At 72.8% G+C, this 13,459-nt stretch carries 10 protein-coding genes and 3 pseudogenes; 6 read left to right on the forward strand and 7 right to left on the reverse strand.

Annotation, left to right across the window (positions count from 1 at the left end):
- Window positions 1-55: 55 nt before the first annotated feature.
- Complete coding sequence (locus AC3EUJ_RS23120) at window positions 56-1,207, reverse strand: acyl-CoA dehydrogenase family protein (RefSeq protein ID WP_431964296.1); 1,152 nt, start codon at window positions 1,205-1,207, stop codon at window positions 56-58.
- Between the two features lie 104 nt (window positions 1,208-1,311).
- Here AC3EUJ_RS23120 and AC3EUJ_RS23125 point away from each other — a divergent pair, with 104 nt between their 5' ends.
- The 5 genes and pseudogenes from AC3EUJ_RS23125 to AC3EUJ_RS23145 all read left to right on the forward strand — a co-directional run bounded on the left by AC3EUJ_RS23125 (window position 1,312) and on the right by AC3EUJ_RS23145 (window position 4,856).
- Window positions 1,312-2,016 (forward strand): TetR family transcriptional regulator, encoded by a 705-nt coding sequence (locus AC3EUJ_RS23125; RefSeq protein WP_431964298.1) that lies wholly within the window; start codon window positions 1,312-1,314, stop codon window positions 2,014-2,016.
- A 61-nt stretch (window positions 2,017-2,077) separates the two neighbouring features.
- Complete coding sequence (locus tag AC3EUJ_RS23130; RefSeq protein ID WP_431964300.1) at window positions 2,078-2,431, forward strand: Zn-ribbon domain-containing OB-fold protein; 354 nt, start codon at window positions 2,078-2,080, stop codon at window positions 2,429-2,431.
- 254 nt (window positions 2,432-2,685) lie between these two features.
- A complete protein-coding gene (locus AC3EUJ_RS23135) occupies window positions 2,686-3,150 on the forward strand; it encodes a Crp/Fnr family transcriptional regulator (RefSeq protein ID WP_431964302.1) in 465 nt (154 codons plus the stop codon).
- A 24-nt stretch (window positions 3,151-3,174) separates the two neighbouring features.
- Window positions 3,175-3,709: pseudogene (locus AC3EUJ_RS23140) on the forward strand (LuxR C-terminal-related transcriptional regulator); the annotation flags it as partial.
- 253 nt (window positions 3,710-3,962) lie between these two features.
- Window positions 3,963-4,856: a nitroreductase family protein gene (locus tag AC3EUJ_RS23145; protein ID WP_431964304.1), complete on the forward strand. Its 894-nt coding sequence runs from the start codon at window positions 3,963-3,965 to the stop codon at window positions 4,854-4,856.
- Here the strand turns inward: AC3EUJ_RS23145 and AC3EUJ_RS23150 are convergent.
- From AC3EUJ_RS23150 to AC3EUJ_RS23170, 5 genes and pseudogenes are all read right to left on the reverse strand, one after another.
- Window positions 4,857-5,411: pseudogene (locus AC3EUJ_RS23150) on the reverse strand (sensor histidine kinase); the annotation flags it as partial.
- Between the two features lie 65 nt (window positions 5,412-5,476).
- The gene (locus tag AC3EUJ_RS23155) at window positions 5,477-6,481 is read right to left on the reverse strand and encodes an MASE1 domain-containing protein (RefSeq protein WP_431964306.1); all 1,005 of its coding nucleotides are present in this window, start codon (window positions 6,479-6,481) and stop codon (window positions 5,477-5,479) included.
- Entirely contained in the window at window positions 6,478-7,314 is an 837-nt protein-coding gene (locus tag AC3EUJ_RS23160; protein ID WP_431964308.1) for a PP2C family protein-serine/threonine phosphatase, read from the reverse strand. The genes AC3EUJ_RS23155 and AC3EUJ_RS23160 overlap by 4 nt, the downstream gene beginning before the upstream one ends.
- Before the next feature lie 71 nt (window positions 7,315-7,385).
- Window positions 7,386-8,387 carry a helix-turn-helix domain-containing protein gene (locus AC3EUJ_RS23165; protein ID WP_431964310.1) on the reverse strand — a complete coding sequence of 334 codons (1,002 nt, stop codon included), beginning with the start codon at window positions 8,385-8,387 and terminating at the stop codon, window positions 7,386-7,388.
- A gap of 177 nt (window positions 8,388-8,564) precedes the next feature.
- On the reverse strand, window positions 8,565-12,428 hold the full coding sequence (locus AC3EUJ_RS23170; RefSeq protein ID WP_431964312.1) for a S8 family peptidase: 3,864 nt from the start codon (window positions 12,426-12,428) through the stop codon (window positions 8,565-8,567).
- 291 nt (window positions 12,429-12,719) lie between these two features.
- Here AC3EUJ_RS23170 and AC3EUJ_RS23175 point away from each other — a divergent pair.
- Window positions 12,720-12,914 (forward strand): annotated as a pseudogene (locus AC3EUJ_RS23175) (aldehyde dehydrogenase); the annotation flags it as partial.
- Between the two features lie 24 nt (window positions 12,915-12,938).
- Here the strand turns inward: AC3EUJ_RS23175 and AC3EUJ_RS23180 are convergent.
- A complete protein-coding gene (locus AC3EUJ_RS23180) occupies window positions 12,939-13,427 on the reverse strand; it encodes a TIGR00725 family protein (RefSeq protein WP_431964314.1) in 489 nt (162 codons plus the stop codon).
- Window positions 13,428-13,459: the final 32 nt, after the last annotated feature.

A 13,459-nucleotide genomic window follows, 5' to 3' on the forward strand; every position in this document is an offset into this window, starting at 1 on the left:
CGCGACAACGATCCTCAAGCTCACTTGATGTCCCTCCACACTCTCGGTTTGCTGATTACGGCAGGTTGCGGGCCATGACGATGCGCTGGACCTGGTTGGTGCCCTCGTAGATCTGGGTGATCTTGGCGTCGCGCATCATCCGCTCCACCGGGTAGTCCCGCGTGTACCCGTAACCGCCCAGCAGCTGCACCGCGTCCGTGGTGACCTCCATCGCCACGTCCGACGCGTAGCACTTGGCCGCCGCACCGAAGAACGTCAGGTCCGCGTCCGACCGCTCGGACTTCGCCGCCGCCGCGTACGTCAGCTGCCGCGCCGCCTCCAGCTTCATCGCCATGTCGGCCAGCATGAACTGGATGCCCTGGAACTCGGCGATCGCCTTGCCGAACTGCTTGCGCTCCTTCACATAGCCCTTGGCGTAGTCCAGCGCGCCCTGCGCGATGCCGATCGCCTGCGCCGCGATCGTCACGCGCGTGTGGTCCAGGGTGCGCATCGCCGTGGCGAAGCCCGTGCCCTCCGCACCGATCATGCGCTCGGCGGGGATCCGCACATTGTCGAAGTACACCTCACGGGTGGGCGATCCCTTGATGCCCAGCTTCTTCTCCGGGGCCCCGAAGGACACGCCCTCGTCGCCCTTCTCCACCACGAAGGCCGATATGCCCTTGGAGCGCTTGTCCGGGTCGGTCACGGCCATGACGGTGTAGAACTCCGAGACACCCGCGTTGGTGATCCACCGCTTCACGCCGTTGAGCACCCAGAAGTCCCCGTCACGCACGGCGCGCGTCTTCATCCCCGCCGCGTCGGAGCCGGCCTCCGGCTCCGACAGGCAGTACGAGAACATGCCCTCGCCACGCGCCAGCGCGCCCAGGTACTTCGCCTTCAGCTCCTCCGAGCCGGACAGCTGCACCGGCAGCGACCCCAGCTTGTTCACCGCCGGGATCAGCGAGGACGAGGCGCACACCCGCGCCACCTCCTCGATCACGATCACCGTCGACAGCGCGTCCGCACCCGCGCCCCCGAACGCCTCCGGCACGTGCACCGCGTGCAGGTCGTTGGCCTCCAGGGCGTCGCGCGCCTCCTGCGGGAAGCGACCCTGCTCGTCCACCTCCGCCGCGAACGGCCCGATCTTCGCCTCGGCCAGCGAACGCACCGCGTCCCGGAGCATGTCGTGCTCCTCCGACGTCCGGAAGAGGTCGAAATTGTCACTCACGTCCGTTACTCCAGTCCGCGTCAGGCTTCCATGGCATCGAGTACCCTCAATTATGCACACTCAGTGCCATTGATCGACGGTCCCCCGGTGTTAGGTTCGCCTCCATGACCACGAAGCCCCCGATGCGGGACGCCCTCGTCGCCGCGGCCTTCCAGCTCTTCCTGGAACGCGGCTACGAGGCCACGACCATCGACGACATCGTCACCCTCGCCGGCGTCGGGCGCCGGTCGTTCTTCCGATACTTCCCCTCCAAGGAAGACGTGGTCTTCCCCGACCACGAGCGCGCGCTCGCCGACATGACCCGCTTCCTGGAGGCCAGCGCCGACACGGACGACCCGGTGACGCGGGTCTGCGACGCGGCGCGCCTGGTGCTCACCATGTACGCCGAGAACCCCACCTTCTCCGTGCAGCGCTACCGCCTCACCAAGCAGGTGCCCGGCCTGCGGGCATACGAACTCTCGGTCGTCTGGCGTTACGAGCGCGCGCTCGCCGACTACCTCGGGACCCGCTACGCCGACCGCCCCGACGGCAAGCTCCGGGCCGACGTGATCGCGGCAGCCGTGGTCGCCGCGCACAACAACGGCCTGCGCACCTGGCTGCGTTCCGGCGCGGAGGGCGACGCCGGCGCGGCCGTGGACCACGCGCTGGAATTCGTCCGCAGCGCCTGGAACCGGGAGGGCACCGCGCGGCAGGGCGCCCCGGAGGCGGAGGACGACGTGGTGATCGTGATCACGAAGCGGCGGACGCCCATGTGGCGTGTCGTCCGGGAGATCGAGGCGGGCTTGGCGGAGGAGGAGTCCCCCGCATAGGACCCCACTCGGGGCACTCAGTGCCTTCCCAAAGTGCACTCAGTGCCATATGGTGTGCGCCATGGATGACCGGACTCTCGACGCGCACGACGAATCGGTTGACGGCGGGCTGCTGGTCCAGCGCTGCCGTTGGTGCGGCAACACCGCCTTCCAGCGCCTCCTCTGTCCCACCTGCGCCTCCACGGAGCTCGAAGAGGTGCGCAGCGACGGCACGGGGGTGATCGTCCGATCGCTGCGGGACACGTCCCTCGTCGACCTCTCCGACGGCTTCTCGGTGCGGGGCCGGATCGTCGGCGCCTCCCCGACGCAGGTGCGCAGCGGCGCCCGCGTCCGGCTGGCCCGCACCGCCGGCGGCGAGGCGGGCGGGCTCCTCTTCGAGCTCTGCGAGCCGCCCGCTTCGCAGTACACCTGGTAAACACCCCCGGCCGCCGCCTCCCGTACGTCAGTTGTGCTCGGGGTGCTGGGGCATCGCGGACAGCAGTGGGTTGAGGAACAGCAGGACGCGGGCCAGCGCCGCGGGCGTCACCAGGGAGTACAGCTGGGGGCCGAAGGGGCCCTCCCCGATGACGGCGCGACGCTCCCGCGTTGGGGCCGGTCGGCCCCTCCTCGCGCTCCCGGGTGCCGGAGCACCCTGGTGGTGAGGGCGTACCGGACGAGAGGGAGGACGCGATGACCACCACCACGACGGGCCTGCTCGACGCATTGCCCCCGGAGACCCGCGGGCGACTGCTGGAACTGGCGCGTGAAGTGTCCTTCCCGGCCAGGGCCCGGATCTTCGAGGAGGGGCACAAGGCCGACCGTTTCTGGATCATCCGCACCGGCTCGGTCGCGCTCGACCTGCACGTGCCCGGCCGGCAGCCCGCCGTGGTCGAGACCCTCGGCCCGGGTGACCTGCTCGGCTGCTCGTGGCTCTTCCCGCCCTATTGCTGGCATCTGGGCGCGCGGACGCAGAGCCCGGTGAGGGCGGACGAGTTCGACGCCACGTTGGTACGGGCGCTGTGCGAGGCCGACGCGGTGTTCGGGCGGGCGGTCGCCCGCCGGGTCGCGCAGGTCGTCGCGCACCGCCTTCAGGGGGCTCGCACCCGGCTGCTGGACCTGTACGGTCCGCAGGGCAGCGGCAGCACGGCGCACTGAGGAGCGCGTGGCCGGTGGCACCGGGCGCGCGCCCCGGCACTGCGGCCCGACGAAGCGATGGCCGACGTGCGCCTCCCCGCCGACGGCACCGGCGTCGGGAAGCTGCGCTCGCGCATGCTGGGGCTGGCCTGTCTGATGCTGACCTCCTTCGACGACGCGCCGCTGGACGCGATCACGGCCGGTGCGCCGGTTATGTGCTGAGCAGATCAAGGGCTCCGAACTGGCCTCCGGGGTCCGGACGGTGGCCTCGGGCCAGCCGATGCTCGACCCGGCCACCACCGCCCGCCTGATGCACAGCCTGCGCGAGCACGAGCAGCAGCCGGAGCCGCGGGACGAGGCGCCGGCCGGTCCGACCTCGCGCGAGCGGGAGATCCTGGAGCTGGTCGGCGAGGGACTGACCAACCGGCAGATCGGGGAACGGCTGTTCCTGTCGGAGAAGACGGTCGAGAACCATGTCTCCCGGATGCTGGACGAGCTCGGCGTCGAGCGCCGCATCCAGGCGGCCGTGCCCGCCACGCAGCGCCAGCACACCGGCGGCGCACCGGGACCGGGTCCCTGAGGGGACATACCCGGATACAGCGCCTTCGCGCGCCGGCACGGTTGGCAAGCACCGCACCCCCCGACGGCACGCGTGCCGGTCAGCGCGAGCCGCCACCACGGCGGCACCGGCGCCTGCCGGTGTGCGTGAGCCGGCCGGGCGGGACGGCTTCGCAGGGATGCCCCGGCGACCCAGGCGGTAGGGCCGGTCGGCCCTCCCCACGGGGCGTCGCGACGTGCAGGGTGGAGCACGCGCCGTCCGGAGGGAGCGCGTCATGAATCCCACCACGCTCAACGGGGCGACCCTGGAGAAGCTGATCTCCGCCGCTGTCGCGGCGCCCTCGTTCCGCGGCAGCCGGCCCTGGCGTTACCGTCTCGATCCGGACACCGGCACGTTCCAGGTGCGCGCGGTCCCCGAACCGGGCGTCCCGGACTCCGAGGCGGCGGCCCGCGCCCTGCACGTGTCCGTCGGCGCCGCCGTGTTCAACCTGCGGGTCGCGCTGGCGCACTTCGGCTGGGAGACGGCCGTGCGGCTGCTGCCCGTCCCCGGCGACCCCGACCTGCTCGCCGCCGTGCGCCCGATCGGCCCGCGCCACGTCGGCGACCACGCATACCGGGATCTGTACGACGCGATCTGGCGGCGGCACAACTGCCGTACGCCGTACTTCGCGCACTGCCCCACCGGGGCGGTCGTGCTGGAGCTGATCGACGCCGCGCACGCGGAGGGAGCGTCGTTGACCCTGCCCCGCACGGAGGAGGCGCTGCGGCTGCTGCGGCTGACCGCGGAGGCCGAGCAGCGCGGTGCGACGGGCACGGGCCGCGCCGTCGGTTCCGGGGGCCGGGTCCACGAGGAATCGGGGGCCGGAACGGCCGCCTTGGCCGATCCCGGGCCGCGGTCGCTGGTCGCGGTGCTGTGCACGCCGCACGACACGTGCGCCGACTGGCTGCGGGCGGGGCAGGCGATGGAGCGGGTGGTGCTCCTGGCGACGGCGCACACCGTCCACGCGACACTGCTGCACGAGGCGATGCAGTGGCCGGACCTGCGGGCGGCGATGCGCACCACGGACTGCGGTCCGGGCCTGGTACAGATGCTCATCCGGTTCGGTGCCTCGGCGTCCGGGTACGGCGCGCCGCAGGTGCCGGTCCGCGAGACCGCGCAGTGGGGCTGATCAGCGCGTACCCCGGCCGTCCGACGGCACCCGCCAGACCAGGCGGGTGCCGCCGTGGTCGGGTCTGTCGAGCGTCATCGTTCCGCCCGGCTTCCCGGCGCGCAGCGCGAGGTCGGCCAGTCCGCCGCGGCGCCCGTGCCCGGGAAGCCCACGCCGTCGTCGCTGACCGTGCGGGTCAGCGTGCCGGAGCCGACGACCAGGGACACCTCCGCGGCGTGGGCCCTGGCGTGCCGGGCCACGTTCGACAGGGCCTCGGCAAGCACGGCCATCACGTGGTCGGCGACCACGGCCGGCACATCGGTGTCGATCAGCCCCTCCATGCGCAGCGACGGGGGTGAAGCCCAGGCCGGGCACGGCCTCCTCCACCGCCTTCGCCGTCCGCACCCGCAGCCCCTGGCGGCCGGGGCCGGTGTCGTGACTGCGCAGCCCGAAGATCGTCGAGCGGATGATCTCGATCGTCTCGTCCAGGTCGTCCACGGCCCGCAGCAGCCGCTCGCTCGCCTGCGGGTGGCCCACGAAGCGCATCGCGCCCTGCAGCGTCATCCCGGTGGCGAAAGCAGGGCGCTGGTGATCTCCGCACACAGCGCCACCTTGGCGGCGGGACGCGCGCAGCGACGCCGCTATTCGTGGCCCCGTTCCCCTGGCGGTACGGCCGCCCAGTGCTCGATCTGCTCGTCGGGCGCGAGCCGGGACAGGGCCTCGCCGAGCCTGCGGCAGACCAGCTCGATCTCGCGGCGGGTGTGCTCCCGTTCGGTGACGGTCGCCGACAGCAGCAGGGCGGTCAGGGCGGCGGACCCGTTGAAGGCCTGGAGGGTCGCCATCTTGGCGAAGAGGTCGAGCCCCGCGAACGGGCCGGACCCGGCCGCGGCGGCGTCGATCGCGATGAGCGAGGTGATCAGGGCGCAGGGCGCGGCGCCGGCCAGCTGGAAGCGGAACGCGGCCCAGATCAGCAGCGGTGAGACGAGGAAGAGCAGCCCGGGCGTGCTGTGGGTGGCCACGACCGTGACGAGCGCGGTGCCGGCGAGCAGGGCCGCCGCCTCCGCCCAGCGGTACGGCGGTACCCCTCGCGGCGGCCGGACGTTGCGCAGGACGAGCAGCAGTGGCGCGATCACCAGCACGCCCATCGCGTCGCCCGTCCACCAGACCGACCAGGTGGACCAGAAGGCGCCGGCCGGTACGGCCCCGGAGGCCACCAGCACGCCGCTGCCGATCGTCGCGCTGATCAGCATCCCGCCGAGTGCGCCGAGGAACACCAGGGCGAGAGCGTCCTGCAGCCGGTCGAGTTCGACGCGGAACCCCACCCTGCGCAGCAGCAGGCAGGCGCACACCGGGGCGAGGGTGTTGCCCGCCGCGATCCCCAGCACGGGCAGCAGGGACGGCCCGATCGCGATGTTGACGACGAACGCGCCGATCGCGATCCCCGGCCACAGCCGGATGCCGCCGAGCAGCAGGCCGACCAGGGCGATCCCGGTCGGCGGCCACATCGGGGTGACCTGGCCGCGCACCAGCTGCTGCTCCAGGCCGATGCGGGCCGCGCCGTAGTAGGCGGCCGCGATGGCCAGGACCCACAGGGCCGTGGCGCTGCGGCCCCGGAGCCCCTCTGCGTGTCCGCCGGCGGCGGTCATCGCGGTGCCGCCCCGCAAGGTCCGCCGTGCGCGAGGACGAGCACGGCGGCGTCGTCACTGTGCCCGGTGAGGTCGGCCACGGCGATCACCCGGGCGGCCAGTTCGTCCGGGTCCGCGGTGCAGCCGGCGGCGGCCAGCTCCGCCACGCGTGCCAGCCCCTCGTCGATGGGATGCCCGGGCCCTTCCACCACGCCGTCGGTGACCAGTACGAAGGCACCGGAGCCGGCCAGAACGCGGCGGGTCGAGGGGTACTTCTCTCCGTCGAGGATGCCCAGCGGCAGGCCGCCCTCGTCGAGCACGATCTCGCAGCCACCGTCGTCGGTGGCCCACACCGCCGGCACGTGTCCGGCGCGGGCGTCGACCAGTTCGCAGGTCGCGGGGTCGAAGCGGAGGAAGGTGCAGGTCACGAAGGGGGCGGACCCCATGGAGATCAGCAGGTCGTTGGTGCGGGCGAGCACATCCGCCGGTTCCGTGGTGGCGACGGCGACGGCACGCAGACAGGTGCGCACCTGGCCCATGTAGGCGGCGGCCTCGACGTCGTGGCCCTGTACGTCGCCGATCGCGCAGCCGACGCTGCCGTCCGCCATGGGGAACACGTCGTACCAGTCACCGCCGATGTCGAGCCCGTCACGGGCGGGGGCGTACCGGCCCGCCACGCGCAGTCCGGGGACGGCCGGGAGTGCGGCGCCGAGGGTGTGCCGCTGGAGTGCGGCGGCCAGCTCCACCCGGGCCTGCTGCATCTTGATCCGCTCGAGGATGCGGCCGGTGAGCTGTCCGAGTGTGTGCAACAGCTCCTCGGCGCTGCTGGAGGGAGCGGTGTGACGTCGGGACATGGCACCAACGCTCCGTCCTTGGGCACTCGCGCCACTCTCACCTTACGCCCGCGAGCCCTCCCGCACCCCTTTCAGAGCCAGCCGCGGCGGGCAGCCTGCCATGCGAGCTGCATGCGGGTGGCCGCGCCGGCGAGCGTCATCATGTGCTGGATGTGGCGCTGCACGGTGCGCCGGCTCAGGCCCATCTGGCTGGCGATGGCCTTGTCTGCGACGCCCGCGACGAGCAGCGACAGCAGCCGGCGGTCGGTCTCGCACAGCGGGTCCGCTTCGCCGGCTCCGTCGGTGCCGCTCATCGCGCCGGACGCGCTGACGTGCAGCGGTACCGCGTCCTCCCAGTAGCGTTCGAACAGCGCGGTCAGCGCCTCCAGGAGGCTGCTGTCGCGCAGCAGCGCCGCGGTCGGTTCGTTGGGGCTGCCGTGCGGGCCGCCGGGGACCAGGGGACAGATGGCTATGGTGCGGTCGGCGACCGCCAGCCGCAGCGGCAGGTGGGGCACGGAGCGGGCCATCTCCCCGGCCTGGACGCCCTCAACAACGTTGTCGATGGCCCCCTCGTCGTCGAAGAACGCCCGCTCGTACAGGACGCGGTAGCGCACACCGCGGGCCAGGGCGTCGTATTCGGCGCGGTTGCTGCCCGAGGGCATGGCGACGTACTGCGCCTTGCAGAACCAGAGCATCTCGTGGCGTGCGTTCTCCTGCATCTGCCGCAGGTGCTGGCGCAGCGCCTCACTGCCGGTGATCACCTCGATGAGCTGGCCGGCGTCCTGGCGGCGCGCGGTGCTGCGGTAGCTCTCCAGCAGGTCGGTGACCGCGGTGCGGGCCTTGTCGAGGGCGTCGGCCTGACGTTGCAGCCGCGGCAGCAGGGCCACGTCGGGCGGGGTGGCTGCGTACTGCCGGGGGAAACCGTCGGTCGGGCTGGCCAGCCCCTTGGTGGCGAGGGCGGCGAGGACGCCCTCCGTCTGGCCGGGCGGGAGGCCCGTCTGGGCGGCGACCTCGTCCGCCGAAGCGGTCGCGGTGGTGACCAGAAGCCGGTAGACGGTCTCCTCGACCGCGGTGAGACCAGCCGCCTCGAGCATGCCGCGTTCCTCCGGGTACAGGACGGTCCGCACGGCAGGCGCGCAGTCCGCGCACAAGCCGCACATATCGTTAAAGCTTGGACTATACCCGGGAAATGTTTCGTGCCAATGGCACGGCGGGTGCAGGGGCCCACACTCCCCTGCACCCGCCGCAGTGTCAACGGTGACGCCCCACCGTCACCGTCGTCCGGAGGACCCCGTTCCGCTGTGCAGATAGGCGCGGTCCACCGTCTGCCGGACGCTGTTGCCCGCAGCGTCGGTCGCGGTCACACGCAGCGTCACATAGGCGTCGCCGCGCACCCGCGACGGACGCTCCACGGTGGCGGTGAAGCCGCTGCCCTTGCGGGCCGTGCGCGCCGTCGTCCAGGTCTTCCCGTCGTCGTAGGACGTCTCCACCCGCAGGGTCACCCCGCGCGGCGCGGCCATGCCGTCCTGCATCCGCACGTTCAGGCCCAGGTCGTACCGCCGGGCGGAGCCCACCGCGTTGCGGGCGTCGACCGGTACGGCGTAGTCGACCTGGAGCAGCGGCAGCAGCGTCATGTCGGCGGCGGCACCGGAGCGGAACGACCACGAGGTGCGGGTGCCGACGCCGAAGCGCCAGTCGTCCGATACCCGGGTGGTCGCCAGGTCCAGCCGGTACTCGGCATCGCCCGCGGGCACCTCGAAGTCGCCCCACGCGCCATGGCCGGACTCGGCGATCCGCTGCCCGTCGCGGTAGAGCACCGCGACGGCGGTGTCGTCCAGCGACGCTCCGTCGCCGGCGCGGGCCGCGCCAGTTCCGATGCCGCCACCGAAGCCGTTGATCTCGTAGAACGAATAGTGGCCGGTACCGGAGTCGTTGAACTCCGGAACGAAGAGGGACAGGGTGTTGCCCCTGCGCACCGACGGCCAGGCCGCACCGCGCGGAATCGACGGACGGACCACGGCCCCGAACCAGCGCTCCGTGGCCTTCTGACCGGGCCGGTAGGTGCGCGGCACGTTGTGCATGCCTGCCCCGAGCGGGGTGTCCATGCCGAAGACGACGTTGTGGTGCACGGTGTGGCGCCACAGGGTGTCCCCGCCGGTCACGTACTCCACACGCTCGCGGCCCGTCGGCACCTCACGGCTGTACTGGAGCCAGGCGGTGTCCTGGTACGGACGCCACCCGAAGCGCTGCTCACTCGCCCACTGCGAGGCGCCGGTACGGGTGTAGGTGCTGCGGACCACGGCGCTCTCGCGCTCGGAGACGGTGTGCACCAGGTTCTTCGGAACGAAGCCCTTCGACACCTGCATCACGTCGTACAGGTACGGGCTGCGCACCGTGCCGGAGAACTCCACCGTGGTGGTGCGCTCGTTGATGCTCTTGAGGAGCGCGGTGCCCTCCGCCGCGCCGGCGCGCATGGTGGGCAGGGCCATCCGGTCGCCGGTCGGGCTCCACCGCGTCCAGGGGTAGAAGCCGTCCTCCACGACCAGCGTCAGCGCCTTGGCCCCGGCGGCCGCGGCCGCCTCGGCGAGCTCCCGTTCATCGGTGAAGTGCCAGCGGACGACGGCCAGTTTGCCGCGGACGCCGGCCTTCTGCAGCTCGGCCGCGGTGCCGGTGCCGGCGTCGACGGCGGTCAGCTTGGCGCCCTTGTCGTCGAAGGCCGGGGACGCGGGCATGTAGTACGGGGTGAAGGCCTGCGACGTGCCGGAGACCTTCGCCCGCAGTTGCGGGGCGACCAGCTGCCAGCGCGAGGCGTACTCGAAGTCGCCGTCGGTGACGCGCGCGGTGGGGCTGACGTAGATCCGCTTGGCGATGTCGAAGAACATCACGCCCTGGAGCAGGCCGTTGCCGTCGATCTTCCGGTACGTCTGGTAGCTGAGGATGCCGCGCTGCTCGGCGGGCCGGGGCGTGCGGATCTTCACCTCGGTGACCTTGGAGGCGTCGAGCGTCACCGTGGTGTCCTTGGTGACCTTCACCTCCGGGTTGACCACCTCGCGGAGCTCCTGGCCGTCCGCGGCGTTGTCCAGCATGCCGAAGCTGAGCTGATACGTGCCCTCCTCGACCTCGGCCACTGCGGGCTCGAAGCCGCTGTACTCCACGAACCCGTCGGCGCCCCAGATCGTCGGCGCCGCTCCCTCGATGACCTTGCCGTCGCGGTCGCGGGCGACCACGGTCAGCTTGTGCTTGGGGGCGTGCACTTCGAGGCTGACGGTGGTGTGCGCGACAATGGTGCCGTCGTCCGCCGTGGCGGTGACGAAGCCGTAGTACTTCCCGCGCGAAGCGTGGGCCGGGTCGGTGCTCAGCGGGACGTCGGCGGTGGCGCCGGGCGCGAGGCTCACGGTGCCGGAGCCGAGGGTGACGACCCCTTCGGGCAGCGCGCGCCCGGTTCCGGTGGACAGCGTGACGGCCAGCTTCAGGTCGGCCTTCTTGTCACCGGTGTTGGTGTAGCGCACGGTGGCCGCCTGCTGCCGGCCCGCCGTTCCGCCGTTCTGGACCGGGGGCAGCGCGATCGTGCCGGTCGCGGTGATCGGGCCGGTCGCGGTGGCCAGGTCGATCCGGCCGCCGCCCTGCTCGGTCACCTTGGTGCCGGGCACCGTGCGCGAGGTGCTGATCAGCGCGTCCTTGATCTGCTGCGCGCCCCAGCCCGGGTGCTGCTGCGCCAGCAGCGCCGCGGCGCCCGCGACGTGCGGAGTGGCCATCGACGTGCCCGAGGCGGCGACATAGTTCGCGTCGACCGGGTCCCCCATGGTGGTGCCCGCGGCACGGGCGGCCACGATGCCCACACCCGGCGCGGTCACGTCGGGCTTGACGGCGCCGTCGCCGAAGCGCGGGCCGCGGCTGGAGAAGGAGGCGAGGGAGTCGTCCCGGTCCACGGCGCCGACGGTCAGCGCGGCGTCGGCGGCGCCCGGCGAGCCGACGGTGGAGGCGCCCGGGCCCGCGTTGCCCGCGGCGATGACGAACAGCGTGTCCGTCGACGCGGTCAGGGTGTTGACGGCCTGGCTCATCGGGTCGGTGCCATCGGTCTGGATGTCCGCACCGAGGCTCATGTTGACGACCTTGGCGTGCTCGCCCGCCGCCCACTCCATACCGTCGATGACCTGCGACTCCGACCCCGACCCGTCGTCACCGAGCACCTTGCCGACCAGCAGGTCCGCCTTCGGCGCCACACCGCGCCGGGTCCCCTCCGACGCCGCGCCGGTGCCCCCGACGATGGAGGCGACGTGCGTGCCGTGCCCGAAGTGGTCTTCGGTGTTCGTGCTGTCGGAGAAGTTCCTGGCCTCCGCGATCCGCCCCGCGAGATCGGGGTGGTTCGCGTCGACACCGGTGTCCAGCACCGCGACCTTCACGCCCTGGCCCTCGTAGCCGGCCTTCCACGCGGCGGGCGCGTTGATCTGCGCGGTGCTGCGGTCCAGCACCGCCTTGACCTTGCCGTCCAGCGAGACCCGCGGGGTCACCGCGGCCCGGGCGGCGTCCGAGGTCCCGCCGGGGTTCAGCGTCTTCCAGAAGGCGCCGAGTTCGTCGCCGTCGACCCGGAAGGAGCGGGCGTCGATGCTCTCCAGGGTGCGGGAGGGCGCCTTGTCCGCGCGGAGCGCCACCAGCCGGTCGGCGGTCGCCTCGGCGGCCTTCGCCGCCCGCGCGGCGACCCGGGCACCGTCCCGTGCCGGCTCCGGCCGCGAGGAGACGATCAGCGGCAGCGTGGAGGTGTGCGCCTCGTCGAAGCCGGCGGCGATCAGCGCCGTCACGTCGAACAGCCGGCGGTCCAGGGTGCCCGCGGACACCAGTGCCTCGGCGTCGAACGGCAGGACGGTCAGGGACTTGTCGTCGGCTTCCAGCGTGCGGAAGGGGATGTGTTCACGGCCGGGTCCGGGCTGGACCGAGGCGGTGCGCCGCCCACCGGGCACCGACGTCACCGTCACCCGGTCACCGGTCACCAGCCGGACGGTGGTGGAGTACGTCCCGACCCGGTCGGCGGATCGCGCCGGACCGTCCGGGGCGGTCCCCGCGGAGGCGCTGGTCGTGCCCCCGAGTGTCACCACCAGCACTGTCGATATCGCCGCCGTAAGGCGGAACCATGCCATCAGCCAAACACCTTTCGTACAGCTCCGGGTCACGCGCTGTCCGACAGAATCTGCCGACGTCAGGGAGGTGTCACCGGTTATCAGCTGTCACAGCTGTGACATGTCCCAACGGCGACACGACGGTTCGGGCAACCGGTGACGACCTGCGCCATGACACGCCGAACCGCCCGGTGCCGGTACGAACCGCCCCAAAGGGCGGCCCGGTGCGGGGAGGCGGTGTCTCCGGCAGGGCCGCGCCCCGCCGCCGCGGCGACACGGGCACTGCCCGGCTGACTCCCCGTAGGGCCGGGCGGCGGGGTCCGGACGGCGGACCGGGAGCACGGCCTGGAGATCGCCCGGCGGGTCCGCACCGGCGCCTTCCGCGTCAACGGCGCGGCGCCCGTCCTGGCGGCCTCCCTCGGCTCCTTCAAGGCGAGCGGTCCCGGCCGCGAGTCGGGCACGGCGGGACCGGCCCGCCGCACCGGACTGAAGCCCATCGCCGTCTGACCGCCGCGCGCCCTCCTCCGTCGCTCAGCCGCCGGGGGAGGACCCCGCCAGCGCGGCCTCCACGGCCTCCACGGCCTCCTCGGCGGATGCCGCGCGCAGGAACGTCCTCCCCGCCGGGGGCCCCTGCACGTCCCAGCCGCCGACCACGACGACGGGCTTCCCGGTCCGCAGGGCGAGCGCCACCTCGCTCAGGGTGCCCCAGCTGCCGCCGACCGCCACGACCGCGTCGGCGGCGGCGACGACGAGGCCGTTGCGGAGCTCACCGAGGCCGGTGGCGATCGCCACGGACAGGGACGGGTCACCCGCCCGGCGGTCCCGGCCCGGAAGAAGTCCGACGGTGGTCCCGCCGTGCGCGCGGGCGCCCTCGGACGCGGCGCCCATCACCCCGCCCAACCCGCCGCAGACGACGACGGCACCGCGCCGGGCCAGAAGTTCGCCGACCCCGCGGGCGACCTCGCACTCCCGCTCGCCGGCCTCGGCGGACCCCACCACGGCGACATAACGGCTCGTCATGACCCTCCCCCCGGCATCCCGCTCCGATTGAC

Source organism: Actinacidiphila sp. bgisy160 (genome assembly GCF_057707815.1).